The organism is Microlunatus flavus, from assembly GCF_900110855.1.
Lineage (GTDB): Bacteria > Actinomycetota > Actinomycetes > Propionibacteriales > Propionibacteriaceae > Microlunatus > Microlunatus flavus.
In genome coordinates this window covers 150180-175074 of record NZ_FOFA01000007.1, presented here as the reverse complement: position 1 = coordinate 175074, position 24895 = coordinate 150180, and the positions used below count along the sequence as shown (strand labels likewise).

At 72.9% G+C, this 24895-nt stretch carries 21 protein-coding genes; 4 read left to right on the top strand and 17 right to left on the bottom strand.

Going from position 1 to position 24895, the window contains the following annotated elements; translation table 11 throughout:
- From BMY04_RS15990 to fdxA, 5 genes are all read right to left on the bottom strand, one after another.
- A complete protein-coding gene (locus tag BMY04_RS15990) occupies nucleotides 1-1812 on the bottom strand; it encodes a hypothetical protein (RefSeq protein WP_091183102.1) in 1812 nt (603 codons plus the stop codon).
- An 8-nt stretch (nucleotides 1813-1820) separates the two neighbouring features.
- Complete coding sequence (locus BMY04_RS15985; RefSeq protein ID WP_139209906.1) at nucleotides 1821-3692, bottom strand: WD40 repeat domain-containing protein; 1872 nt, start codon at nucleotides 3690-3692, stop codon at nucleotides 1821-1823.
- A 91-nt stretch (nucleotides 3693-3783) separates the two neighbouring features.
- Nucleotides 3784-5589 (bottom strand): WD40 repeat domain-containing protein, encoded by a 1806-nt coding sequence (locus BMY04_RS15980; RefSeq protein ID WP_091183094.1) that lies wholly within the window; start codon nucleotides 5587-5589, stop codon nucleotides 3784-3786.
- Between the two features lie 133 nt (nucleotides 5590-5722).
- On the bottom strand, nucleotides 5723-6841 hold the full coding sequence (gene dapC / locus BMY04_RS15975) for a succinyldiaminopimelate transaminase (protein WP_091183090.1): 1119 nt from the start codon (nucleotides 6839-6841) through the stop codon (nucleotides 5723-5725).
- Between the two features lie 31 nt (nucleotides 6842-6872).
- Nucleotides 6873-7199 carry a ferredoxin gene (gene fdxA / locus BMY04_RS15970; RefSeq protein WP_091183086.1) on the bottom strand — a complete coding sequence of 109 codons (327 nt, stop codon included), beginning with the start codon at nucleotides 7197-7199 and terminating at the stop codon, nucleotides 6873-6875.
- Nucleotides 7200-7390: 191 nt separating this feature from the next.
- On the opposite strand from fdxA, the gene BMY04_RS15965 reads away from it, so the two are divergent.
- Entirely contained in the window at nucleotides 7391-8374 is a 984-nt protein-coding gene (locus tag BMY04_RS15965) for a GNAT family N-acetyltransferase (RefSeq protein WP_139209903.1), read from the top strand.
- A 28-nt stretch (nucleotides 8375-8402) separates the two neighbouring features.
- Here the strand turns inward: BMY04_RS15965 and mshB are convergent, their stop codons facing one another.
- The 8 genes from mshB to ispF all read right to left on the bottom strand — a co-directional run bounded on the left by mshB (nucleotide 8403) and on the right by ispF (nucleotide 19202).
- Nucleotides 8403-9323 (bottom strand): N-acetyl-1-D-myo-inositol-2-amino-2-deoxy-alpha-D-glucopyranoside deacetylase, encoded by a 921-nt coding sequence (gene mshB / locus BMY04_RS15960; RefSeq protein ID WP_232506446.1) that lies wholly within the window; start codon nucleotides 9321-9323, stop codon nucleotides 8403-8405.
- Between the two features lie 211 nt (nucleotides 9324-9534).
- Nucleotides 9535-10494 carry an ABC transporter permease gene (locus tag BMY04_RS15955; protein WP_091183076.1) on the bottom strand — a complete coding sequence of 320 codons (960 nt, stop codon included), beginning with the start codon at nucleotides 10492-10494 and terminating at the stop codon, nucleotides 9535-9537.
- Nucleotides 10495-10507: 13 nt separating this feature from the next.
- A complete protein-coding gene (locus BMY04_RS15950; protein WP_232506445.1) occupies nucleotides 10508-11527 on the bottom strand; it encodes an ABC transporter permease in 1020 nt (339 codons plus the stop codon).
- Nucleotides 11524-12693, bottom strand: a complete 1170-nt coding sequence (locus BMY04_RS15945) for an ABC transporter ATP-binding protein (RefSeq protein WP_091183073.1) — start codon at nucleotides 12691-12693, stop codon at nucleotides 11524-11526. The genes BMY04_RS15950 and BMY04_RS15945 overlap by 4 nt, the downstream gene beginning before the upstream one ends.
- Complete coding sequence (locus tag BMY04_RS15940; protein ID WP_091183070.1) at nucleotides 12690-13757, bottom strand: ABC transporter ATP-binding protein; 1068 nt, start codon at nucleotides 13755-13757, stop codon at nucleotides 12690-12692. The genes BMY04_RS15945 and BMY04_RS15940 overlap by 4 nt, the downstream gene beginning before the upstream one ends.
- A 323-nt stretch (nucleotides 13758-14080) precedes the next feature.
- Nucleotides 14081-15874: an ABC transporter substrate-binding protein gene (locus BMY04_RS15935; protein WP_091183065.1), complete on the bottom strand. Its 1794-nt coding sequence runs from the start codon at nucleotides 15872-15874 to the stop codon at nucleotides 14081-14083.
- Nucleotides 15875-16125: 251 nt separating this feature from the next.
- The gene (gene pepN, locus BMY04_RS15930; RefSeq protein ID WP_091183060.1) at nucleotides 16126-18603 is read right to left on the bottom strand and encodes an aminopeptidase N; all 2478 of its coding nucleotides are present in this window, start codon (nucleotides 18601-18603) and stop codon (nucleotides 16126-16128) included.
- A gap of 110 nt (nucleotides 18604-18713) precedes the next feature.
- Nucleotides 18714-19202 carry a 2-C-methyl-D-erythritol 2,4-cyclodiphosphate synthase gene (ispF, locus tag BMY04_RS15925; RefSeq protein WP_091183531.1) on the bottom strand — a complete coding sequence of 163 codons (489 nt, stop codon included), beginning with the start codon at nucleotides 19200-19202 and terminating at the stop codon, nucleotides 18714-18716.
- A gap of 54 nt (nucleotides 19203-19256) precedes the next feature.
- Here ispF and BMY04_RS15920 point away from each other — a divergent pair, with 54 nt between their 5' ends.
- Entirely contained in the window at nucleotides 19257-20444 is a 1188-nt protein-coding gene (locus BMY04_RS15920; protein ID WP_170854179.1) for a GNAT family N-acetyltransferase, read from the top strand.
- A gap of 77 nt (nucleotides 20445-20521) precedes the next feature.
- Entirely contained in the window at nucleotides 20522-20668 is a 147-nt protein-coding gene (locus BMY04_RS22860) for a hypothetical protein (protein ID WP_170854178.1), read from the top strand.
- 59 nt (nucleotides 20669-20727) lie between these two features.
- Here BMY04_RS22860 and BMY04_RS15915 read toward each other — a convergent pair whose 3' ends face one another.
- Together BMY04_RS15915 and ychF are read right to left on the bottom strand one after the other, a co-directional pair.
- Nucleotides 20728-21153, bottom strand: coding sequence for a hypothetical protein (locus tag BMY04_RS15915; RefSeq protein WP_139209899.1), 426 nt, complete (start codon nucleotides 21151-21153; stop codon nucleotides 20728-20730).
- A 40-nt stretch (nucleotides 21154-21193) separates the two neighbouring features.
- A complete protein-coding gene (ychF, locus tag BMY04_RS15910) occupies nucleotides 21194-22267 on the bottom strand; it encodes a redox-regulated ATPase YchF (RefSeq protein WP_091183050.1) in 1074 nt (357 codons plus the stop codon).
- Nucleotides 22268-22384: 117 nt separating this feature from the next.
- On the opposite strand from ychF, the gene BMY04_RS15905 reads away from it, so the two are divergent.
- Entirely contained in the window at nucleotides 22385-22852 is a 468-nt protein-coding gene (locus tag BMY04_RS15905) for a nuclear transport factor 2 family protein (protein WP_091183047.1), read from the top strand.
- A 20-nt stretch (nucleotides 22853-22872) separates the two neighbouring features.
- On the opposite strand, the gene BMY04_RS15900 is transcribed toward BMY04_RS15905, so the two are convergent.
- Nucleotides 22873-23457, bottom strand: coding sequence for a DoxX family protein (locus BMY04_RS15900; RefSeq protein WP_091183045.1), 585 nt, complete (start codon nucleotides 23455-23457; stop codon nucleotides 22873-22875).
- A 113-nt stretch (nucleotides 23458-23570) separates the two neighbouring features.
- On the bottom strand, nucleotides 23571-24848 hold the full coding sequence (locus BMY04_RS15895; protein WP_091183041.1) for a M18 family aminopeptidase: 1278 nt from the start codon (nucleotides 24846-24848) through the stop codon (nucleotides 23571-23573).
- Nucleotides 24849-24895 lie beyond the last annotated feature (47 nt).

Sequence of the window (24895 nt, the reverse complement as noted above, 5' to 3'; positions counted from 1 at the left end):
TCAGCGGGTGGCGACCCGGTAGCTGCGGGTGTCGCTCTGCGCGCCGGTGGCGAAGTTCGTGGCGCTGACGTCGAGGAACCGTACGGCGGTGTGGTCCGCCGGCGGGGCGAACGTGCAGTCCGCGACCGTCGCGCCCGCCGCCAACCGCTTCCGGTCGCACGCCCACCCCTTCGGCGCGGACGCGATCGGCGTACCGGCCGCGTCGCGCCACCGGAAGTACAGGTTGACCGGCGTGCCCTGCAGGTCCGACGCCCCGAGCTGGACGTGGACCTGGCCACCCACCGACGTCTCGACCTCCGCCCCGGTCGCCGGCGTCGCCGCGCTCCAGCGCGGCTCGTCGTCCACGTCGGGCGACGGCGTCGGGTCCACCAGCAGGAGCCGCTCGCTGGCTCCGTCGAGCCTCAGGCGCACGGGGAGCAGGTCGGCGCCCGCCGGGGCGAAGTAGTCCGCCGTCCCGGAAACCGGTCCGGCCAGGGTGTGGCGCCGCAGGTCGGCGACGAAGGACTGGATCCCGCGGTCCGACCGCTCCTCCTGCACGACCGCGAAGCGGCCGGACGGCGAGCCGAGCGAGCCCTGGTCGGCCGCGACGGGCACCCGGTAGCAGGTGGAGAGCGGGGGCGGACCGAAGAGGCTCACCGTGCCGGTGGCCGACGACCACTGCCGCAGCGACGAGCAGCCGCCCGGCCCGGTGCCGATGAACGAAGACCCGTCCGGGGTCCAGTAGCCGGCCCGGCCGCGGAAGGTCACGGGCACGGAGACGTTCGTCGTCAGGTCGAGGAGGTGGAAGGCGTCCGGCGCGTCGTCCTTGGTCAGCAGGTGGCTCCCGTCGGGCGCCGGGTAGACGGGACCGGTGGAGGTCTTGGGCAGCTTGCCGGTGCGCCGGTTCCAGACCGCGGTGCCCTCCCGGAGGTAGACCAGCACCCGGTCGGAGCCCGGACCGATGAAGCGCGCGAAGCCGATCTGGCCCGCACGGGTCGGCACCTGGGCCGACGACCCGTCCGTGAAGTCGTGGACCACGGTCGTGTTCGTGCCGCCCGGGACCAGCTCGCCGACGACGGCGGTGCCGTCGCGCGACCAGCCCTCTTCGAAGAACAGCCCGGCGTCGGGCGGGTCCTCGCACACCGCGCCGGTGCCGAAGCAGGACCCCGTCTTCTGGTCGTAGGACGTGCGACCACCGGTCCAGCCGAGGAAGTGGTGGCCCGCGGGACCCCACTCGAGCAGCTGCACGTGGACGCCGGGCCTCGACAGCGGCAGGCTGACGCCGTCCGCCCGGTCGTAGACGTAGCCGGCCTCGCGGGGAGCGTCGACCACCGGCGCCGGGTGAGCGGTGGAGCGACCGGTGAAGGACACGTAGCGGCCGTCGCCGGAGACGCCCGTCAGGGTGAACACCTCGGCGTCGGGCGCGAGCGCCGACACGGCCCCGGTCGCGACGTCCCAGGCGTACGGGGTGATGGTGCCGGCCGCGGCGTTCACCTGCCAGGCCAGGGTGTCGGCGTGCCCGGCCCAGCGGACCCCCGACGAGCACGCGACGTGCGCGTGCGTCAGCGCCACCGCCGTGCGGCGCACGACGTCGTACACGTGCAGGTCGCAGCGGTCCCCCGACACGACCAGCGAGGCGTAGTAGGCGCCGTCGAAGCTGAAGCCCGGCTGGCTCGTGCCGTACGGCACCGTGCCCAGGTCGGCGACGACCGTCCCCACGCCGGGGTCCAGGGCCGGCGCGGCCACGGCCACCGGCGCCTGGGCGACCGCGGTGCCCAGACCGCAGAGGAGCAGGGCCAGGACCCCGCGGATTGATCTGGACACCATCGTCACGACGCCTCCTAGGTCCGGGTCGCGACGCGGTAGGCGCGGGTGTCGCTCTGCGCACCCGTGTCGTGGTTGACGGCCCACACGTCGAGGAACCGCACCGCCGTGTGGTCGTGCGGCGGCGCGAACGTGCAGTCCGCGACCGTGGCCCCCGCGGCGAGGCGCCGCCGCTCGCACGACCAGCCCTTCGGCGCCGACTTGATCGGCATGCCGGCCGAGTCGCGCCAGCGGAAGTAGAGGTTCACCGGCGTCGACTGCAGGTCCGACGCCCCCAGCTGCACGTGGACCTCGGCCCCCACCGCCGCCTCGACCTTCACCCCGTTCGCCGGCGTCGCCGCGCTCCAGCGCGGCTTGTCGTCCACGTCGGGCGCTGGCGTCGGGTCCACGAGGAGGAGGTGCGAGGACCCGGTCACGATCGACTGGTGCACGGCCAGGAGGTTGGAGCCGGCGGGCGCGAAGACCGCGTCGTAGCCGTCGATCGGCCCGATCAGGACGTGTCGACGCAGGTCCACGACGAACTCCTGCCCCTCGGAGCCGTTCGCGGTGGTCGTGTCGACCAGCGCGAAGCGGCCCGTTGCGGAGGACGAAGGCCCGGGCGCGTTCGGCATCCGGTAGCAGCGCGCCGTCCCGGGCGGTCCGAAGAGGCTCACCGTGTTGGACGCCGGTGACCACTGCCGGAAGGACGACGGGCAGATGAAGCCCTGCGGCGACACGGTCGTGGGCCCGAGGCCGAGGAAGGCCGACCCGGTCCGGTTCCACGCACCGTCGCCACCCAGGAAGGTGGCGGCCGAGCCCGCCGTCGGCGACGAGCCGTCGCCGGGGTCGGACAGGTCGAGGTAGCGCCAGGTGTTCTGCCCGGAGCCGCGGAAGATCAGGTACCGGCCGTCGGGCGACGGGTAGACGGTGTAGTTGTCGTAGACCGTGATGGTCGTGCCGGTCGTGCGGTCCCAGACCACGGCCCGGCTTCCCTGCTCCAGCAGCAGGCGCGACGGGCTCGACCCGACGAAGTACGCGAAGTCCACGAAACCCACCCGGTCGTTCACCAGCGTGAGGGTGCTCGTGGTGAAGTCGTAGACCCTCGTCCCGCCGGTCGACCCCGGTGAGCTGAGCAGGGCCGTGCCGTCGCGCGACCAGCGCACCTGGCTCTCGGTGTAGATGTCGTCGAAGACACGGCACGAGGTCCCGGTGCCGAAGCAGCCGCCGAACATCAGGTCGCCCCGCTTGTGGCCTCCCGCGTCTGCCGCGAAGTTGTCACCCTTGGGGCTCCAGCTGACGAACTGCACGTGCACGTCGGGCTTGGACAGCGGGACGCTGATGCCGGTCGTGCGGTCGTAGACGTACCCGGCGGAGCGCGGGTCGTCCACGCTCGGGGCCGGATGGCTCTCGGAGCGCCCCGTGAACGCCAGGTAGCGGCCGTCGGAGGAGATGCCGGAGGTCGCGAACACGTGGGCGTCAAGCGCCAGGACCGACACCCGACCGGGATCCGCGTCCCAGACGTACGCCGTGACGTCGCCGGCGGTTGCATCCACCTGCCACTGCAGCGTGTCGGTCGCGGCCGCCCAGCGGAGGAGGCCGTCGTCGCAGGCGACGTGGTTGTTCGACAGGCTGACCTGGGCACGCCTCGCCACGTCGTACACGCGAACGTCGCAGCCGCCGCTGGCAGGTACGAGGTAGGCGAAGTACTTCCCGTCCCGGCTGAAGCCCGGTCTCGAGGCCGAGCTGAGGCCCGGGGTCGGTTCGGCCCAGACCGTGCCGAGGTCGGCGACGACCGTGCCGACGCCCGCCGACGCCTGGGGTGCGGCGCTCGCTGCCGGCCCCGGACCCATCACCAGCGCTCCGGTTCCGCACAGCAGCAGGGCGAGTGTCCAGCGCCACCATCGGGTCATCGCCTGCCACCTCGGCTTCGGACCGGCCCGCACAGCACGGTCGGCCCATCCTGAGACCGCATAGCGGAACCAGTCAACGGTCGGGGACCGGTCACCGACCGACCGCCACCCGGTAGGCGCGGGTGTCGCTCTGCGCACCCGTGTCGTGGTTGACGGCCCACACGTCGAGGTAGCGCGTGGCCGTGTGGTCGTGCGGCGGCGCGAACGTGCAGTCGGCCACCGTCGCCCCCGCCGCCAACCGCCGCCGGTCGCACGACCAGCCCTTCGGCGCCGACTTGATCGGCACCCCGGCCGAGTCACGCCACCGGAAGTACAGGTTGACCGGCGTGCCCTGCAGGTCCGACGCCCCGACCCGGACGTGGACCCGCTCCCCCACCGCGGCCTGCACCCGCGTGCCGTTCGCCGGGGAGGCCGCGCTCCATCGGGGCTTGTCGTCCACGTCCGGCACGGGCGCGGGGTCGACGAGGAACATCCGGGTGGTCCCGCCGCCAGGCTGCTCGGCGACGGAGAGGACGTCGGACCCGCTCGGGGCGAAGGCCTGCGCCTCCCCGTCCAACGGGCCGAGGAGGACGTGCCTGCGGAGGTCGACGACGAAGTCCCGGTGCAGCGACCCCGGGCTGGTCTTCATGATCAGGGCGAAGCGACCCGATCTCGACGAGAACGTGCGGAAGGCCGACTTCCAGGTGTCGGCGGCGCGCGGGTAGGGCACCTCGAAGCAGGTCCGCGGACCCGGGGAGACGAACAGGCTCACGGTGTTCGACGCGGGTGACCACTGCCGCAACGAGGAGCACCCACCGGGGCCGAGGCCGAGGAAGCCCGCGCCGTCGTCGGTCCAGTAGCCCAGCTGGTCGTGGTCGCGGGTGTCTCCGCGGTAGGTGGCGGGCGCGGTGGCTCCGGTGAGGACGTTCCGGTAGCGGTAGCTCTCCCGCGTGGCGCCGCCGAGCAGCAGGTACCGACCGTTCGGCGACGGGGTGCCGATCGAGGGCAGCCGGACGACCTCCCCGGACCTCCGGTTCCAGATGAAGTCGTCACCGTCGAGGGATCCCGCCACCCGGTCCTCGTCGAGGAACACCGCGTCGCCGGAGAAGCCGAGACCTCTCGGGAAGGGCGTGAACGAGCGGTCGCTGAAGTCGAACGCCACCTGGTCGAAGCCCAGGACGGCCGTGCCGTCGGGCGACCACTGACCTCCGCCGGACTGGTTGCCGAAGTAGGTGTACGTGCTGAGGACGTCGCAGGACGTCTCGCCGAAGCAGGTCCCGTTCGGCGACCCGGACCCCACGGGAGAAGTGTCGGCCACGAAGCGGTGGCCGGTCGGGCTCCACTCCTTGAAGTCGACGTCGACGCCTGGGGCGGTGAGGGTCCGGCTGACACCTGTCGACCGGTCCAGGATCCGCCAGCCGCCACCGGAGCCGGGCGCACCGCTCGCGCGACCCGTGAAGGCGAGGAAGCGCCCGTCGGCGGACAAGCTCAAGCCCCCGGTCACGCCGTCCGGTACGGCCACCTGGGCACCCGCGCGAGGGTCCCAGACGTACGCCGTCCCCGTCCCGTCCGCGTCCTCGACCAGCCAGGTGAGCGTGGCGGTCTCTGCCGCCCAAGCGACCTCGCCCAGGTAGCAGCCCACCTGGTCGTGGGGCATGTCCACGGACCTGCGCGCTCCCACGTCGTACAGCCGGAGCTCGCAGCGTTCCCCCATGGGCACTCGGTAGACGTAGTACGCGCCGCCGGGGCTGAAGGCCGCTCCGCTGGAACCGCTTGTGACGCCGAGGTCGGCGATCACCGTGCCCAGGCCGACCGACGGCGGGGCGGGAGCGGCGACGGCCGCCGGGCTCGGGCCGAGGGCTGCGACGCCCACGAGGGCCAGGAGCAGGGCGAGCGTCGTTCGGCACCAGCGCGCCATGGGTCTGCCGCCTCGGGGGAAGGGAGCACGCGCCGGGGAACGCGGTGCGCTCATCCTGCTCTCAGGATCCAGGCAGCGTCAACGCATCGTCGGGGTACGTCCCCCTCGCGGGGGACACTGACGAGGACGGCCGTCAGGACAGCCGCTGAACCGCCGCATCGACGCGCTCGTCGGTGGCGGTCAGGGCGAGCCGGACGTGCTGGCGGGCCGCGTCGCCGTAGAAGTCGCCCGGCGCGACGAGGATGCCGCGCTCCGCGAGCCAGGCCAGGGTCGTCCGGCTGTCCTCGCCGCGCGTCGCCCAGAGGTAGAGGCCGGCCTCGGAGTGGTCGATCCTGAAGCCGGCGGCCTCGAGCGCCGGCCGGAGGCGGGCGCGGCGGGAGGCGTAGCGCTCCCGCTGGTCCGCCACGTGCGCCGTGTCGCCGAGCACCGCGACCATGACCTCCTGCACCGGCCTGGGCACGAGCATGCCGATGTGCTTGCGGACCTCGAGCAGCTCGGCGACCAGCGCCGGGTCACCGGCGACGAAGCCGGCCCGGTAGCCCGCGAGGTTGGAGCGCTTGCTCAGCGAGAACAGGGCCAGCAGCCCGTCGTGGCTGTCGCCGGAGACGCTGGGGTGCAGCACCGAGACGGGCTCGGCCTCCCAGCCGAACTCGCCGTAGCACTCGTCCGACGCCACGATCGCGCCGTGCTCGCGCACCCAGGCGACTCGCTCGGCGAGCACCGCGGTCGGCAGCACCTGGCCGGTGGGGTTGGAGGGCGAGTTCAGCCACACGAGCGCCGGCCGCACGCCCTCGGCGTCGAGCCGGGTCAGGTCGTCGCAGGCGAGGCCGCGCGCACCGGCGAGCTGGACGCCGGCGGCGTACGTCGGGTAGGCCGCCTCGGGGTAGACCACGACGTCGTCGGGGCCGAGCCCGAGCAGGGTCGGGAGCCAGGCGACCAGTTCCTTGCTGCCGATCACCGGCAGCGTCGCCTCCGGCAGCACGGCCGCGCCCCAGCGTCGGTCGAGGTGGTCGGCCAGCGCCTGGCGCAGCGCCGGGGTCCCCGACGTCAGCGGGTAGCCAGGGCTGTCCGACGCCTCCGCCAGCGCACGCCGCGCCACCTCGGGGGTCGGGTCGACCGGCGTGCCGATCGAGAGGTCCACGACGCCGCCCGGATACGCCGCGGCGGTCGCCTTGGCGCTCGCCAGGGTGTCCCAGGGGAAGTCCGGCAGCCCCGCGCCGAGACCCCGTCGGACGTGGGTGGGCGCGCTCATGCGAGCGCGCCGGAGCAGGTGCTCCCCGCGATCACTCGTCGTGCTCCTGCGGGGGCAGCGCGGCCACGAGCGGGGCGTCGGCGTCGATCACGCCCATCTTGGCGGCGCCGCCGGGCGAGCCCAGCTCGGAGAAGAACCCGACGTTCGCGTCGTAGTAGTCCTTCCACTCCTCGGGCGTGTCGTCCTCGTAGAAGATGGCCTCGACCGGGCAGACCGGCTCGCAGGCGCCGCAGTCGACGCACTCGTCGGGGTGGATGTAGAGCATCCGCTTGCCCTCGTAGATGCAGTCGACCGGGCACTCCTCCACGCAGGCGCGGTCCTTGAGGTCGACGCAGGGCTGAGCGATGACGTACGTCACGGGAGAACTCCTCGGTGAGGCGGCGGCCGCCGGCCCGGGTGGGGCTGGACGGGCTGCGGGGTGCATTCAGGTGGTGCTTGCGGGTGGTGCTTGAGGTCGTGCAGCTGCGGGTGGTGCGGTCGTGCCCGCCTAGTATCGCGCCTGCCCGGCGGCCGTCGGCGGGCCGGTCAGCCAGCGGGAGGACGGACGCCGTGCCACCCCCTCCCTCGCTCCGCAGCGCCCGGCCCAGCGAGCGCTGGGTGGTGCGCGCCCGGCAGCCCGACGGTTCCGCGACCGACCACGTCGGGTGGGTGGTCGCGGTCGACGACGAGGCGGTGCGTCTCGACGGTTCCGTGGACCCGGTCTCGGGCGTCGCGACGGCGTCCTGGAGGGTTCCGCTCGCCGACGTCGTGGTCGCGCGGCAGGCCCCGCCGGCGCGCGGCGGCCCCGACCCTGCCCGGACGCCCGCCGCGGCGCTCGAGCACGCCTCGGCGGAGGCCTGGGCCGTCGACGTGGAACCCCTCGGCGACTGGCTCCTGCGCTCGGCCTCCGGCTTCACCGGTCGGGCCAACTCCTGCCTGGCCGTCGGCGACCCGGGCGTGCCGCTGCCCGAGGCGGCAGCGCGCGTGGAGGCGTACGCGGCCGCGCACCGCATCGCGCCGCTGGCGCAGGTCGTCACCGGCTCCACGGAGGACGCGGCGCTGCAGGACCTGGGCTGGGGCGAGACGTACGTCGCCACGGACGTGCTGGCGATGCGGCTGGCGGACCTGCTCGGCGACCACGGGCCGCAGCCGACGGTCCGGGTCGGCGAGGAGCTGGACCCGGGCTGGCGCGCGGCCTTCGACGCCTACCGCCCGAACGACGCCGACCCCGCGGTGGTCACCCGGCTGCTCGACGGGCGCCGGCCGCGGGCGTTCGGCTCGGTGGAGCGGGACGGCGAGGTCGTCGCCGTGGGCCGGGGTCACCTCGCCCGGGGCTGGCTCGGCGTGGCGGCGCTGTGGACGCACCCGGACCAGCGTCGGCAGGGGCTGGCGACGGCCGTGATGCGTGGTCTCGGGCACTGGGCCGCGCGGCGCGACGCGCGCTGGGTCTACCTGCAGGTCGACGCCCGCAACGAGGCCGCGCACGCGGCGTACGAGCGCCTCGGCTTCCGGCTGCACCACCGCTACCGCTACCTGGCCCCACCCGAGCGCTGACCCGGGCAGACGTGCCCGGCCCGCGACCTCAGCCGAGCCCGGCGAAGAGGTCGTCGGCCCAGGGGCTGTCGTGCGTCACGGGGAAGGGCGTGCCGGCGGCGAAGCGGTAGAACTCGTGGGACCACATGCTGTCGACCGACATCTTGCCGCCGGCGAAGAACGTCCCGTCGGGCAGGATCTGGGTCGCGTGGGCGCGCATGGCGTCGAGCTTCTGCGCCACGTACGCGGTGCCGTCGACGGCCGCGACGATCTCGTCGTCGGGCGACATCATCGGCATCTCGCCCTCGGCGTCCTCGAAGCCCTTGAACGTCTCCTCGTCACCTGCCGCGCGCAGGGCGGCGACCGCGGCCTTCATCCGGGTGGCGCTCATCGTGCTCCAGAGCACGCGCTCCACGGTCCACGGGTCCCCGAGGTCGGGTCGGTAGCCCGGCACCCCGGCGAGCAGGTAGCCGTACATGGCGACGCGGTGCGCCTGCACGTGGTCGGGGTGGCCGTAGCCGCCGATCTCGTTGTACGCCACCAGCACCTGGGGGCGGCGGTCGCGGATCAGCGCGACGAGGTCGTCGGCGGCGGTGCGCAGGTCGGCGGTCCAGAAGATGCCGTCGCGCAGCACGTCGCGGGCGATCGCGCGGCCCTTGTCGTCGTACGCCATGCCCGAGTCGCGGTAGCGGCCGTCGCCGCCGAGCCGGACGAAGTCGGTCACGCCGAGCAGGCGCATCGCCTCGGTGAGCTCCTTCAGCCGCTGCGGCGCCAGGTCGTCCTCGTGCTCGGCGTCGAGGTGGACGAGCTCGGGGATCAGCACCTCGCCCTCCTCGCCGAGGGTGCACGTGACGAGCGTGACCTGGCCCCCCTCGGCCACGTGCTTGGCCATGGTGACGCCGTTGCCGATCGTCTCGTCGTCGGGGTGGGCGTGCACGAGCATCAGCCGGCGGTCCTGCGCGGGAATCACGCGGGCCAGCCTATGCACCGGGCGACGCCACCCGTACGCCGTGGACGGCGCCCTCCCTCTCGAGCTCGGCGTCACCGGTTTTTCACGTTCACGTGAAAAACCGGTGCTTCCCGCAGCAGATCTGCTGGGTGAAGCACCGGAGTTTCACGTTCACGTGGAAAACCTGAGGTCGGGCTCCGTACGCGGCTGATGACCGCGCGGGCACACCGGATCAGTTCAGGCGGACGCGGGGGTCGAGGACGGCGTAGAGGAGGTCGACGACGATGTTCGCGACGACCACGGCCGCGGCGGCGACGATGACGACGCCGATGATCACCGGGGAGTTCTGGTCGTTGATCGCGCGCACCGCCTCGAAGCCGAGGCCGTCGATGCCGAACACCGACTCGGTCACGACCACGCCGCCGACGAGCACGCCGAGGTCGATGCCGAACTGGGTCACGATCGGCGTCAGCGCGCTCCGCAGGCCGTGGCGGTAGGTGATCCGCTGCTCCCCCAGGCCCTTGGACCGCGCCGTGCGGATGTAGTCCTCGCCGAGGACGTCGATCAGGGAGCCGCGGGTGAGGCGGGTGTAGAGGGCCGCCTGCACCAGGGCCAGGGTCAGCCACGGCAGGATCAGCGACCGGAACCAGGTGCCCGGGTCGTCGGCGAGGTTCACGTAGCCGCCCGGGGGGAAGAACGTGACGCCGGCCAGCGTGAGCTTGAAGTACAGGAAGTACAGCAGCGTCAGGCCGAGGACGAAGGTCGGCAGCGAGTAGAAGAACAGCGAGAAGACCGTCAGCGTCCGGTCGGCCACGGAACGGGGCCGCACGGCGGAGACGACGCCGTTCAGCACGCCGAGCACGAGCCAGATCACCGAGGCGCCCAGCGCGATCGACAGCGTCTTCGGCAGCGCCGCAGCGATGATGGTCGTGACCGGCACCTGGTGGTAGTAGTCGTAGCCCAGGTTGCCGTGCAGCAGGCCCCACAGGAACCGTCCGTACTGCACGTAGATCGGCTGGTCGAGCCCGAGGCGCGCCTGGATCAGCGCGATGGTCTCCGGCGTCGCCTGCCGCCCCGCGAGGGTGCGCGCGACGTCGGACGGGTAGAGGTAGAACAACGCGAACACGAGCGTGACCACGAGGAAGAGCACGAGCACGCCGAGGAGCACCCGGCGGACGAGAAATCGAAGCATGGGTCGTCCTTCCTCAGCGCTGGTTCATCCGGTCGCCCCGCGGGTCGAAGGCGTCACGGACGCCGTCGCCGAGCAGGTTGAACGCGAGGGTGAGCAGGAGCAGCAGGAGGCTCGGGAAGCCGAGGAACCAGGGGGCGATCTGGTACAGCCCGCCGGCCTGGGCCTCCGAGATCATGTTGCCCCAGGTGGCGGTGGGGGCCGGCACGCCGAGGCCGAGGAACGACAGGGTCGCCTCGGTGACGATGACCGACGGGATGAGCAGCGTCGCGTAGACGATGATCGGCGCGAGCACGTTGGGCAGGGCGTCGACGAACATGATCCGCGTGCTCCCCGAGCCCAGGGAGCGGGCGGCCTCGATGTACTCGCGCTCGCGGATCGACAGCACCTGGCCGCGCACGATGCGGGCCACCGACGCCCAGCTGAACATCGCGATCACCACGATCGTCACGGTCAGGCTGGCCCCGACGATCGAGACCAGCGCGATGGCGAAGAGCAGGAACGGGAACGCCAGGACGACGTCGATGATGCGGGAGATGATCGTGTCGGCGATCTTGCCGAAGTAGCCGGCGATCAGGCCGAGCACGACGCCGACGACGATCGTGAATCCGGTCGCCACGACGCCGACCAGGATCGAGATCCGGGCCCCGTACGCGCAGCGCACGAAGATGTCGCGGCCGAGGTCGTCGGTGCCGAACCAGAACTGGCCCGTGGGCGGCTTGGGCAGGCCCTCGGGGGTCAGGCCGACGTCGTTGAACTGCTGGTTGACGCCGTGCCCGGTGATGAGCGCCATCACCGGGGCGAGCAGCGCGAACACCACGATCAGGACGATGAACCCGAGCGAGACCATCGCCACCTTGTCGCGGCGCAGCCGCTCCCAGGCGAGGCGCCACGGGCTGCGGCCCTGGATGCGGGCGGGCGCGTCGCCCGTGCCCGGCGCGGTCGCAGCGGCTTGGCCCAGCCGGCCCTCGCGGTCCACGGTCTCGGCCTCGCGGCCCTCGTCGGCCTCCGTCGTACGGAGCGTCTCCTCGCTCACCGCGCCTCCTCCTGCCGCGTCGGTTCGGTGAAGCCCGGCGTGTCGGCAAGCCCGGCGAGCACCGCGCCGACGTCCTCGGCGTCGGTGGCGTCCTCCTGCTCGATCGCCGCGCGGGCCTTCGACAGGTCCTCGCCGTCGGCGACCGGGAAGTGGCAGGCTGCCACGTGCCCCGGGCCGTCGCCGAGCCTGGGGACCAGCGCCGGGTCCTCGGTCACGCAGATCTCCTGCGCCTTCGGGCAGCGCGTGTGGAAGTGGCAGCCCGACGGCGGGTGGATGGGCGACGGGACGTCGCCGATCAGCACGATCCGCTCGCGCTGCGCCGCGGCGTTCGGGTCGGCGACGGGCACGGCCGAGAGCAGCGCGTTGCTGTACGGGTGGCGCGGGTGGCCGTAGAGGTCGTCGACGTCGGCGAGCTCGGCGACCTTGCCCAGGTACATCACCGCGACCCGGTCGCTGACGTGCTGCACGACCGACAGGTCGTGGGCGATGAAGAGGTAGGTCAGCCCGAGCTCGGACTGCAGGTCGGCGAGCAGGTTGATGATCTGTGCCTGGATGGAGACGTCGAGCGCGGAGACCGGCTCGTCGCAGACGATCAGCTTGGGCTGCAGCGCGAGCGCCCGGGCGACGCCGATGCGCTGGCGCTGGCCGCCGGAGAACTCGTTCGGGAAGCGGTTGTAGTGCTCCGGGTTGAGCCCGACGAGCTCCATCAGCTCCTGCACGCGGCGCTTGCGGGCCGCGCCCTGCAGGGTGCCGTGGATCGCGAACGGGTCGGAGATGATCGAGCCGACGCGGCGGCGCGGGTTCAGCGAGCCGTACGGGTCCTGGAAGATCATCTGCACGTCGCGGCGGACCTCGCGGAGGTCGCCGCCCTCGAGCTTGCTGATGTCCTTGCCGTCGAACTCGACCGAGCCGCCGGTGATCGAGTAGAGCCGCGTGATGCAGCGGGCCAGGGTCGACTTGCCGCAGCCCGTCTCCCCCACCAGCCCGAGCGTCTCGCCGCGGCGCAGCTCGAAGCTCACCCCGTCGACGGCGTGGACGACGTCGCGGCTCCGGCGGAACAGCGAGGTCGAGCCGACCGGGAACTCCTTGACGACGTTCTCCACGCGCAGCAGCACGTCGGAGGAGTCGCCCCCGCCGCGGGCGGGCGCGGTGGCCGGTGCGCTCATGCGGTCACCTCCGTGAGGTCCTTGGCGACCTCGGTGTCGATCTCGGACTGCGCGGCGAGGACCGCCTGGACGCGGGTGCGCTCGGCGACGCGCTCGGACTCGTCGGTCGGGAGCCAGCACGCCGACTCGTGGTCGGTGCGGCCGTGCACGCTGCGCAGCGGCGGCGTCTCGGCCACGCACTTGTCGAAGGCGTACGGGCAGCGCGGGTGGAACGGGCAGCCCGTCGGCAGCTGGATGAGGCTCGGCGGCGTGCCGTGGATGGGCAGCAGCCGCTTGGTGCGGTCGGCGCCCGGCTGCGGGATCGAGGCCAGCAGCCCCTCGGTGTAGGGGTGGTGGTTGTGGTAGAAGAGCTCGCGCCGCTCGGCCTTCTCCATCGCCGTGCCGGCGTACATGACGACCACGTCGTCGGCGATGTCGGCGATGACGCCCATGTCGTGGGTGATCATGACGATCGCGGTGCCGAACTCCTGCTGGAGCCGCTCCATCACGTCGAGCACCTGGGCCTGGACGGTCACGTCGAGGGCGGTGGTGGGCTCGTCGGCGATGAGCAGGATCGGGTTCAGCGCCATCGCCATGGCGATCATCGCGCGCTGGCGCATGCCGCCGGAGAACTGGTGCGGGTACTCGTCGACGCGCGCCTCGGGCTTGGGGATGCCCACGAGCCGGAGCAGGTCGATGGCCCGGTTCTTCGCGGCGGCCTTCGAGACGTTCGTGTGCGCGCGGACCATCTCCACGATCTGCCAGCCGACCTTGTAGTACGGGTGCAGGCTCGACAGCGGGTCCTGGAAGATCATCCCGACCTTGGCGCCGCGCACCGAGCGCAGCTCCTTGTCGGACATGGTCAGCAGGTTCTGGCCCTCGAAGCGCGCCTCGCCGCTGACCCGGGCACCGGCGGTCAGACCCATGATCGTCTGGGTCGACACGCTCTTGCCGGAGCCGGACTCGCCGACGATGCCGATCGTCTGGCCGCGGTCCACGGAGAAGGTCAGGCCGCGGACGGCCTTCACCACCCCGTCCGCGGTGTTGAAGGAGACGTGGAGGTCCTCCACCTCGAGCAGCGCCATCTGTGCTCCTACTCACCTGGTCGGTCGCGCCCCGTCAGCGGGGCGGCGAGCCCTGCGGGACCGATGGGTCCCGATCGGTCACCAGCCGTCGAGGGCCGGGCCGGGTCGCGGCGGAGCCATGACTGGTCGGCGCCCGGCCGGGCGGGCCGGACGACGTCGTCGGACGTGCTTGTCCTGGTGGTGCGGTGTTCTCGTTGCTGCAGGTTCTCGTGTGGCGAACCTACTCACCACTCCGCTCCCGCCCGGGGTGACCCCGGACGGGAGCGGCGGTGGATGTCGGGCCGGTGGCCCCGGGGCCCGGTCACCCGGGCCCCCTCTGCGGCCTAGCCGCCCTGCTTCCCCTGCGACAGCCAGACGTTGGCCGGGTCGAAGTTCTGGAAGGAGGGCATGAACACGGCGTTGTTGACCTGGGTGGCCTTGTAGTTGGCCGTGTTCGGGTTGGTGATCGGGTAGAACGCCGCGTCGGCCATGACGGACTGGTCGGCCTGGCGCCAGAGCCCGGCCGCCTCGTCCTGCGTCTTGGCGTTGGTCGCCTGCTTGATCAGCTCGTTCGTCTTCGGGTTGTTGTAGAAGCCGTAGTTGCTGCCGATCGGCGGGAAGGACGGCTCACCGGAGTAGAGCGGGCCGAAGAAGGACAGGGCGGCGTTGCCGTACCAGTCCGAGCCCCAGCCGGCGATCGCGATGTCCCAGACGCCGCGCTTCGCCACGCTGCCCTGCTGGAGGTACTTCGTGTAGAAGTCGGCGTTCGGGGCGGGGACGCCCTCGACCTTGAGGCCCTGCTCGGTCAGCTGCTGCTGGACCGTCTGGAAGACCTTGGTCGAACCCTGCGACGCGTTGCGGTACAGGATCTTGATCGTCGCGCCGTCACCACCGGCGGAGGACAGCATCGTCTTGCCCTTGGCCGCGTCGAACGGGTACGGGTCGAACGGCTGCTCGCCACCGACGATGTTCGCCGGGAGGACGTTGGTCAGCGTGCTGTTCAGCGTCGGGCCACCGAGCACCTGGATCAGGTTGGCGCGGTTGATGCTCGTCGACAGCGCCTGGCGGAAGGCCACGTTCGCCATCGCCTTGTTGTTGTTCGGCGACACCGTGTTGTAGATCAGGAACGGGTTCGACGAGGACTCCGGACCGATGTTCAGGTTCTTGTCCTTGCGGGCCAGCAGGCCCGGCACCACGGTCGCCGGCGGGAACGTGTCGAACGCCATGTCGGCGCTGTCGGTGCCCGTCTCCAGCTGCTGCTGGATGCTCTCCTGGGTGCCCGTCTCGGTGACCTTGATCTGGTCCACGTAGGCCTTGCGGACCGGGTCGCTGGACTCGTTCCAAGCCGGGTTGCGCTTGAGGTCGATCGTCTTGGTCGGCGTGTACTCGTCGATGTAGTACGGGCCGTCCGAGATCAGGTTCTTGACGTCGTTGCCGAACTCGGCGCCGGGCACCGCGTCCAGGAACTCCTTCGGCGCCGGGCCGAGGGCCGTCAGCGTCAGCATGTCCTGGAAGTACGACGCGGGGTGGGTCAGCTTGAAGACGATCGTCTTGTCGTCGGGGGCGGTGACGCCGGGCAGGTCGGTCTTCTCGACGTAGTCCTTGATCGCCGCGGCGGTGCCCTTCACCTTCGCGAAGCCCGCGCAGTAGTCGGCGTAGCCGACGATGAGCTCCTGGAAGTCGGGGATGCCGCCGAAGGGCTGGACCGGGTTGCAGGTCCGCTTGACGCCGATGACCTCGTCGCCGGCGACGACCGGGCGCACCGGGTTGGTGTTCCACTGGGCGCCGTCACGCAGCTTGACGGTGACGGTGAGGCCGTCCGCGCTCGTCTGCACCGGGCCGTCGGCCAGGTCGGGGACCGACGTCGTGGTCTTGTCCGCCTCGGCCGGGTAGGTGTAGAGCTGCCGGCTCCACAGGCGGTGGATCATGTACGACCCCGAGTAGTACGCGGACTGCGGGTCCATGTAGTCGACGTCACCGACGCCGAGCATGTTGAGCACGCCGCCCTTGACGGGGGTGCCTGCGTTCGACGCCGTGCCACCGGTGTTGCTGGTGCCACCACCGCCGCCGCACGCGCTGGCCAAGAGCGCCAGCGAGGTCACCGCAGCGCCCGCCAGCAAGCGAGTTCTTGCTCGCATCCACTTCCTCCTCAGGAAATTCCGCGTCGATCGACGCCATCAGCGCTAAGGCACATCGAGGTGCCCAGCGCAGGAACGGGGTCCTTTCTAGGCCAGCAGCCAAGCCGTACACAAGCCGAGGGCACAGGGACGCGCCATCAGCAACATGATTGTGACCTCGAAGGAACGCTTCGTGAGGCTATCCGTCCGGGCAAGCCCGGAGCCCCTCGTGCCGCGCTGACCAGGGCATTCACCGGCCCTGTCCGCCGGGCTCACGCCCAGCGGTCCAGAGAGGCGACGGCGCGCCGGAGCTTGTCGGTCCCGTCCACCACGGCGCGCCGCATCTGGGCCGCGAGGTCGCCCCTCAGCGCGGAGTCCGCCAGCCGGAGGGCCTCCGGCGTCGCCGCCGTCCGCGGGAAGGACTGGGTCGCGACCTGCCCGAGCGCCCACCCCTCGCGGAAGCGCGCCGTGCGCCCGATCTCGGCGAACCAGCGCGGCACGTAGGCCTGCGTCAGCTCTTCCTGCCCCACCGCCCAGAAGCCGTCGCCGGTGGCGTAGAGCTCGTACGCGCCGGCGGTCGAGGGCTCCACGAGGAGGCGCCAGGCGGCGGCCTTGGCCTCCGGGTCCGGGCGCGCGGCGCGGGCGCGGGCCGCGTGCACCTGGCCGGACGCCGAGGGGTCGCGGGAGAGGGCCTCCTCGAGCAGGCCGGTGCCGGTCTGCAGGGCGCACCAGCGCTCGACGACCGCCCAGACCAGCTCGGGGTCGAGCGCGAGCCCGCTGGGCAGCGCGGACCCGTCGAACCAGGCGCGCAGCCGCGACGGGTCGGTCTCCAGCCGGACGGCCTGCCGGAACGCGACGAGCTGCCGGTCCGAAGCGGGCTGGGCGCCGTCCACGAGCGTCCACGCGACCGCCCGCACGCGGCGCGCCCGCGCGGCCCGCTCCTCGACCGGGGCGTACGTGGCGGCGAGCTGGGTCCGGGCGAAGGTGAGCACGGAGTCCCACACCACCTCGGAACGTTGCGCGGGCAGCGACGACTCCACGAGCGCCAGCGCCCGCCGCGGGTCGAGCCCGGCGTCGCGCACCGCGTCGCGCACGGCGTTCCAGATGCCGACGGAGGCCGTCTCGTCGGTGAGCCCGGGCAGCGCCGCCGCCACCCGCTCCCAGCCGTCCGGCCCGAAGCGCAGCTTGGCCCACGCGACGTCGGTGGCGTCGGGCGTGACGAGCACCGCAGGGCCCGCGACCGGGACGACCGCCGGGTCGGTGCCGACGGTGACGGGGTCGAGCACCGTGACGGCCCCGGCCTCGTCGACCAGACCGACCTGCACGGTGTGCGGGCGGACCGGCTGCCCCGGCGGCGGGGTGGCGACCAGGCGCACGCCCTCGTCCGCGTGCTCGACGTCGAGGGTGTCCATGCCGGAGGTGCGCAGCCAGGCCTGCGCCCACGACGGGAGGTCCTGCGCGCCGGCCCGGGTCCAGGAGCCGACGAGGTCGGCGAACGTCGCGTTGCCGTACGCGTGGCCGCTGATGTGGTCGCGCAGGCCGGCGAGGAAGACCTCGTCGCCGACGTACGTCGCGAGCTGGCGCAGCACGGCCGCACCCTTGGCGTAGGAGATGCCGTCGAAGTTCTGCAGCGCCGCGGCGGCGTCGGGCGCCGCGTTCCCGGCGACCGGGTGCGTCGAGGGCGACTGGTCGGCCACCGAGCCCCAGTCCTTGCGCGCGATGCCGAACTCGGTCCACAGCGCGTACGGCGTCGCCTCGGTGCAGCAGCGGTGGGCGAGGTACTCCGCGAACGACTCGTTGAGCCACAGGTCGTCCCACCAGCGCATGGTCACGAGGTCGCCGAACCACTGGTGGGCCATCTCGTGGGCGATGGTCCCGGCGCGGGTGCCCTGCTCGGCGTGGGTGATGCGGCCGCGCGGCACGTAGCTGTCGCGGAAGGTCACGCAGCCCGGGTTCTCCATGGCGCCGGCGTTGAAGTCGGGGACGAAGGCCTGGTGGTACTCCCCGAACGGGTACCGGATGCCGAAGAGGCGGTGGTAGTAGTCGAACGACGCCGCGGTCACGGCCAGCATGTCCTCGGCCTGGGCCTCCAGCTCGCTGCGCAGCGAGGCGCGGATGTGCAGGCCGAGCGGGATGCCGTCGTGCTCGCCGTGCACCGACGCGTACGGGCCGGCGACGAGCGTCGTGAAGTAGGTCGAGAGCGGGTGCGGCGCGACGATGCGCCAGCGCCCCGGCCCGAGGGTCTCCGACGGGCCGTTGCCCAGCACGGTCCAGTGCTCGGGGGCCTCGACCTCGAACGTGCAGCGGGCCTTGAGGTCGGGCTGGTCGAAGCAGGCGAACCAGCGCGGGGCCGCGTCGAGGAACGACATCGCGTAGAGGTACGTGCGGCCGTCGGCCGGGTCGACGTGGCGGTGCAGCCCCTCCCCGTCGCTGGAGTAGCCCATCCGGCCCTCGACCTCGAGCACGTTGTCGGCCCCGAGCCCCGTCAGGGGGATGCGCGCCCGTCGCCAGCTGCCGAGGTCGAGCGGGCGGCCGTTGAGCGTGGCGGACACGAGCTCGTCGCCGGCGAAGTCCACGAACGTCGCGTCGACGCTGCTGGAGAACCGGATGACGGCCCGGGAGCCGAAGGTCGGCAGCGACGGGTCGGTCAGGTCGAGCGCGACCTCGACGCTGTCGACGCTCAGGGCGGCGGCCCGGGCCTCCGCCTCGGTCCGGGTGAGGCTGGTGCGTCCGTCGGCGCCGGCGCTCACGCCCGCACCGTGCCGGTGGCCACCCGCTCGTCGTGGGTGGTCCGGGGTCGCGGAGCGGGAACGGTCATGCCCGGCAGTCTGCCTTCCGGAGTCGTCCCGCCCGTGGGCGGTCAGGGACCGGAGGGACCCAGCAGCAGGGTGACCGAGGCGCTGCACGCCTCGCCGCGGCCCTCGGGCCCGAGCCCGTCGGCCGAGCGCGCCTTCACCGAGACGCGGTCGAGCGGGGCGCCCAGGGCGTCGGCGAGGTTCGCGCGCATGGCGTCCAGGTGCGGCCGGAGCCGGACGGTCCCGTGGACGACGAAGCTGTCGAGCGAGACCACCTGCAGGCCCCGCTCGCGGACCCGGGCCGCGAAGGCGACGACGAAGCCCAGGCTGCGTGCCTCGTCGGCGTCCGGGTCGTCCTCGGGGAAGTGCACCCCGAGGTCGCCGTCCGCGATCGCGCCGGCGAGCGCGTCGACGACGGCGTGGCTGAGCACGTCACCGTCGGAGTGGGTGTCGAAACCGGCCGGCGCCGGCACGTCGACACCGCCGAGCACCAGCCTCCGGCCCGCCACGAGCCGGTGGACGTCCCAGCCCGTCCCGATCCGCGGCGCCTCCACGCGCCTCAGCGTACGGACCACCGCGGACGCGGCCGGCCACGGCAGGATGGCCCGGTGACGACGACGGTGCGCAGGCTCGGACCAGAGGCGGGCGCCGCGTCGCGGCGGCTCAGCGAGGAGGCCTTCGGGGTGCCGGCGACCCCGTCGGAGCCGGGCGAGCTCGGCCTGCCCGGCTGGCACTGGTGGGGCGTCGTCGACGGCGACCGCCTGGTCGCGCAGTCCGTGGACCGCGAGTTCGACGGGTGGTTCGGCGGCCGGGTGCTGCCGGTGGCCGGCATCGCCGACGTCACCGTCGCCGCGGAGGCCCGCGGGGCCGGCGTGCTCGCGCCCATGCTGCTCGCGCTCCTCGAGGGAGCCCGCGAGCGGGGCGCGGTCGTCTCGACGCTCTGGGCGAGCGCGCCGCACATCTACCGCCGGACGGGCTACGAGGTGGTCGCGGCCACCCGGCTGGTCGACGTCCCGAGCGCCGTGCTGGGCGCCGTCCGGGCCCTCGGCGACGTCCGGCTGCGACGGGCCGAGGTCGCCGACGCCGAGCGGGTCCGCGGGCTCTACGACGCCTGGGCCGCGAGCCACGACGGCGCGCTGACCCGCCGCGGGGTGTCCTTCCCCGGCACCGACGAGCAGCTGCTCGCGAGGTTCACCGGGATCACGCTCGCCGAGGACCCGGACGGGCGTCCGCTCGGCTACGCGGCCTGGGTGCGCGGCCGTGGCGACGGCAGCGGACCCGAGCTGTCGGTGCCCGACCTGGTCGCGACGCACGTCGACGCCTACGCGGCCCTCGTGCGCGCGCTCGCCAGCTTCGGCAGCGTCGCGTCGACCGTACGGCTGCGGACCACCGGCGACGACCTCGTGCGCCTGCTCGTGCCGTCGCTGGACTGGGGGCCGGTCAAGGACGAGCTCTACTCGCTCAAGGTCCTCGACGTGGAACGTGCCTTCACCGGGGCGCGCTGCGCACCCGGCCTCGCGGTGGAGCTGGGGTTCACGGTGGCCGGGGACGTGCTGCCCGGGCTCGACGGCGCGTACGTCGTGACGGCCTCGGACGGGGTGGTCCGGTGCGTGCGCGGGCCGGCCCGCGACGACCGGACGCTCTCCCCGCGCGGTCTCGCGCTGCTCGTCACCGGCGCGCGGCCCAGCCGCGACCTCCGCGTCCTCGGCCTGCTGGTCGGCGGGGACCCGGCGCAGGACGCCGACTGGGACGCCCTCGTCGCCGGCCGGGTCCACGGGGTGCTCGACCACTTCTGACGTCCCGGCCCGTCCCCCGCTCGCGCAACCGTGGGCCGAGACGCGGGCTGACCAAGGGCGAGCGAGAGGAGGCCACCGTGGCCGACAAGAAGGGCAAGGGCAGCGACACCGCCAAGAAGGCGAACGCGAAGGCAGCCAAGGAGGGCAAGAAGAACCCCCGGAAGTCCTCCGCGGCCCAGGCCGAGCTGGGCAAGAAGGGCGGCAAGGCCAAGAAGAAGAAGTAACGCGCGAGATCGGAGCGGATCTGACCGGGTGTACGCGGTCAGATCCGCTCCGGTCTCGGCTAGTCGACCTCGCAGCCGCAGTGCCCCAGCCCGTGGGCGGTCGGGAAGCGGCAGGAGAGCGGGACGCCCGGGCGCCACTTGTCCGAACGGGCGCCGGGGTGGCGGTAGGTGCCGTCCTTGGCGATCTTCAGCTCCTTGACGAGGCAGATCGGGCACCACGCGGTCTCGGCGCTGAAGGGCACCTCCTTGCCGCTCACCTCGATCGAGGTGTCCTCCTCGACGGCCCGGAGCCAGGCCTCGTCGACCTCAGCCTCGGTCAGCGGGGTCAGCACGTCGCTGTCCTGGCCGTACTTCTTGAGCGTGCGGCACGAGGCGAGGTGGAGCTCGCGGGCCGCGCTGGTCTTGGTCTCGGTGCTCGCGACGACCGGCTCGCCCATCAGGCGGTAGCTGCGGCCGCGGAACAGTGCTTCGGTAGCAGTGGACACGTTCAGGTCAACCCTCACTCGTTGGTGCTGCTCAGACTGCTCAGACGTTGAAACGGAACTCGACCACGTCACCGTCGGCCATGACGTACTCCTTGCCCTCGAGACGGACCTGGCCCTTGGCGCGCGCGCTGTTCACCGAGCCGGCGGCGACGAGGTCGTCGTAGGAGACGATCTCGGCCTTGATGAAGCCCTTCTGGAAGTCGGTGTGGATCACCCCGGCCGCCTCGGGCGCCGTGGCGCCCTTGGGGATCGTCCAGGCCCGCGACTCCTTGGGCCCCGCCGTCAGGTAGGTCTGCAGGCCCAGGGTGTCGAAGGCGACCCGGGCCAGGTGGTCGAGGCCCGGCTCGTCCATGCCCATCTCGGCGAGGAACTCGCGGGCCTCGTGCGGCTCCATCTCGACCAGCTCGGACTCGATCTTGGCGTCGAGGAAGATCGCCTCGGCCGGGGCGACGATCGAGCGGAGCCGGTCGAGCAGCGCGGCGTCGGCGAGCTCGTCGGAGTCGCAGTTGAAGACGTAGAGGAACGGCTTGGCCGTCAGCAGGAACAGCTCGCGCAGCGGCTCGCGGTCGAGACCGGCGGCGAAGACCGTGCGGCCGGAGTCGAGGACCTCCTGCGCCTCCTTCGCCGCGGCGATCACGGCGAGCTTGTCCTTGTTGGTGCGCGCCTCCTTCTCCAGCCGCGGCAGCGCCCGCTCGATGGTCTGGAGGTCGGCCAGGATCAGCTCGGTGTTGATGGTCTCGATGTCGTTGGAGGGCTCGACCTCGCCCTCGACGTGGGTGACGTCGGGGTCGGCGAACACCCGCGTGACCTGGCAGATCGCGTCGGCCTCGCGGATGTGGGACAGGAACGCGTTACCCATGCCCTCGCCCTGGCTGGCGCCGCGGACGATGCCGGCGATGTCGACGAAGCTCACGGTCGCGGGCACGCTGCGCTCGGAGGAGAAGAGGTCGGCCAGCACCCCGAGCCGGGGGTCGGGGACCCCGACCACGCCGACGTTGGGCTCGATGGTCGCGAAGGGGTAGTTCGCGGCGAGGACGTCGTTGCGGGTCAGGGCGTTGAACAGGGTCGACTTGCCCGCGTTGGGGAGACCGACGATGCCGATGGTGAGCGCCACGTCGGCCCATCCTATGGTTCCGCGAAGGCCGCCCTGTGGATCGAGCCGGGCGTGAGGGCGGTCGGGGGACCCGCAGGGGGCGTCGCGCTCGACGAGCACGCACCCTCTGGAGGACCCGTGACGACCACCACCGACCGCCCGCCGCTGCCTCCCTTCACCCGCGAGACCGCCGCCGCCAAGGTCCAGGCGGCCGAGGACGCGTGGAACTCCCGCGACCCGCAGCGGGTCGCGCTGGCGTACACGGAGGACTCCCGCTGGCGCAACCGCGACCGGTTCGTCACGGGGCGGGCGGAGATCGTCGCGTTCCTGACGCAGAAGTGGGAGCGCGAGCTCGACTACGCCCTGCGCAAGTCGCTGTGGGCGTTCACCGACGACCGCATCGCCGTGCGCTTCCAGTACGAGTGCCGCGACGCGGGCGGGCAGTGGTGGCGCAGCTACGGCAACGAGAACTGGGAGTTCGACGAGCACGGCCTGATGCGGCGCCGCGAGGCGAGCATCAACGACGTGGCGATCGCCGAGGCCGACCGGCGCATCGTCGGCCCGCGCCCCGACGGGGAGCGCGGGGCCGACATCCCGCTGTGGTGAGAGGTGTGGGTCAGCGTGGCTCAGGACGCCGCGGCGTCGCGGGCCTCGCGCACGCGCCGGCGGCGCTTGCCGCCGAACAGCGCGCGGTCGAGCGAGATCGTGCCCGCGCCGCTGATGGCCAGCACGAGGGCGACGACGCCGGTCAGCGCGGCGAGCTCGTAGCCGTTCTGGGCGACGAAGAAGCCGTTCGGCAGGTGCACGAGCCACACCGCGGCGGCCATGGCGACCGCGTACGCGAGCCCGACCAGCACGGTGAGCAGGCCGAAGACCATGGCCACCCCGCCCGCGAGCTCGAGGACGATGATCAGGACCGCGCTGACCTGCGGGTAGGGCACGCCCATCTGGGTGAACGCCTGGGCCGTGCCGCCGAACCCGCCCTGCAGGAAGAACTTCTGGTAGCCGTGGGCGAGCATGACCGCCGCGAGACCGAGCCGCAGCACCAGGAGGCCGAGGTCGTCACGGACGTGACCGCGCGGCCGGACCGGCTTGACGTCGGGCTCGCCGGGCGTGGAGGAGCCGGCCACCGGCCGGTCGTCCGTCACGGTCGCACCGGGGCTGTTCGTGTACCCGGTGGGCCGGGTCGGCGGGGTGTACGAGCTGGACACCGTCGGTCCTCCGAGCGTCGCGGCCCGGGGTGGGCCGTGGGAGCGCCCACGCTAGGGGCGCGGCGGTGGTTCCTGGGGACGCTCGCCGGGGCCCCTGGCGACGGCCCGACCGCTCAGTCGGACCAGAAGCCCGTGAGGGCCCGCGCGAGGTCGTAGGGGTCGCGGCTGCCGGTGAGCTCGCGCGCCGAGTGCATCGACAGGGTCGGGATCCCGACGTCGACCACGTCGATGCCGAGCCGCGTCGCGGTGAGCGGGCCGATGGTCGATCCGCAGGGCATCGCGTTGTTCGACACGAACGTCTGCACGGCCACCCCGGCGCGGCGGCACACGCCCCGCCAGCGGGCGATGCCCCGGGCCTCGCTGGCGTAGCGCTGGTTGGCGTTGATCTTGAGCAGCGGTCCGGCGTTGAGCAGCGGACGGTTGGCGGGGTCGTGGCGCTCGGGGTAGCTGGGGTGCACGGCGTGGCCGGCGTCGGCCGAGACGCAGAACGAGCGCGCCCAGGCGCGGTGCTGCTCGTCGGTGCCCGCGCCGAGGGCGGCCCCCGTACGGGTGAGGACGTCGGCGAGCAGCGGGCCGGAGGCGCCCGTGCGGCTGGCGCTGCCGAGCTCCTCGTGGTCGAAGGCCGCGAGCACCGCGATCTCGTCGCTCTCCCCCGCCGCCAGCAGCGCCGTGACGCTGGCGTGCACCGACGCCAGGTTGTCGAGGCGGGCGGAGGCGAAGAACTCGCCCTCGACCCCGAACACGGCCGGCGCGGCGGTGTCGAAGGCGAGCAGGTCGTACGCGTCCACGTCCGTCGCGCCCGCGCCCACCGACGCGGCGACGTGGTCGAGGACGCCCGGGCCGGGCAGCCCCACGCCGAACACCGGTGCCGTGTGGTGCTGGCGGTCGAGCTTGAGCCCGGTCTCGCCGATGCTCCGGTCGAGGTGGATCGCGAGCTGCGGGATGCGCAGGACGGGGCCGGTGCGGACGAGCTCGGTGCTGCCGTCGCGCAGCACCAGGCGGCCGGCGAGGCCGAGCTCACGGTCGAGCCAGGAGTTGAGCAGCGGCCCGCCGTAGACCTCCCAGCCGAGCTGGTGCCAGCCGTACGCGCTCAGGTCGGGCCGGGGCTTGAGCTGGAAGCCGGGTGAGTCGGTGTGGGAGCCGACGATGCGGAAGGGGGTCAGCGGTCCCGCGCCCTCGGGCACGCGCCAGGCGACGAGGGCTCCGTCGCGGACCAGGACGTGCCCGCCCGGGCTCGCGTCCCACGCCTCCGTCTCGTCCTGCCGCGTGAAGCCGGCGGCGACCAGCCGCCGCGCGCCCTCCGCCGCGGCGTGGAAGGAGGTCGGTGACGCACGGACGAACGCCGCCAGGTCGTCGACGTGGCCGGCTGCGGGATCTCCTGCCGAAGGCATGGCCCCACCGTAGGGCGCGGCTCCGACGGTTCCGCGTCGCGCACCCC

What these genes read in the sequence shown, in the direction of transcription:
- dapC (WP_091183090.1), bottom strand. Translation starts at nt 6,841, where the DNA reads ATGAGCGCGCCCACCCACGTCCGACGGGGTCTCGGCGCGGGGCTGCCG.
- BMY04_RS15895 (WP_091183041.1), bottom strand. Translation starts at nt 24,848, where the DNA reads ATGCCTTCGGCAGGAGATCCCGCAGCCGGCCACGTCGACGACCTGGCG.
- BMY04_RS15955 (WP_091183076.1), bottom strand. Translation starts at nt 10,494, where the DNA reads ATGCTTCGATTTCTCGTCCGCCGGGTGCTCCTCGGCGTGCTCGTGCTC.
- BMY04_RS15940 (WP_091183070.1), bottom strand. Translation starts at nt 13,757, where the DNA reads ATGGCGCTGCTCGAGGTGGAGGACCTCCACGTCTCCTTCAACACCGCG.
- BMY04_RS15935 (WP_091183065.1), bottom strand. Translation starts at nt 15,874, where the DNA reads ATGCGAGCAAGAACTCGCTTGCTGGCGGGCGCTGCGGTGACCTCGCTG.
- BMY04_RS15985 (WP_139209906.1), bottom strand. Translation starts at nt 3,692, where the DNA reads ATGACCCGATGGTGGCGCTGGACACTCGCCCTGCTGCTGTGCGGAACC.
- BMY04_RS15980 (WP_091183094.1), bottom strand. Translation starts at nt 5,589, where the DNA reads ATGGCGCGCTGGTGCCGAACGACGCTCGCCCTGCTCCTGGCCCTCGTG.
- BMY04_RS15945 (WP_091183073.1), bottom strand. Translation starts at nt 12,693, where the DNA reads ATGAGCGCACCGGCCACCGCGCCCGCCCGCGGCGGGGGCGACTCCTCC.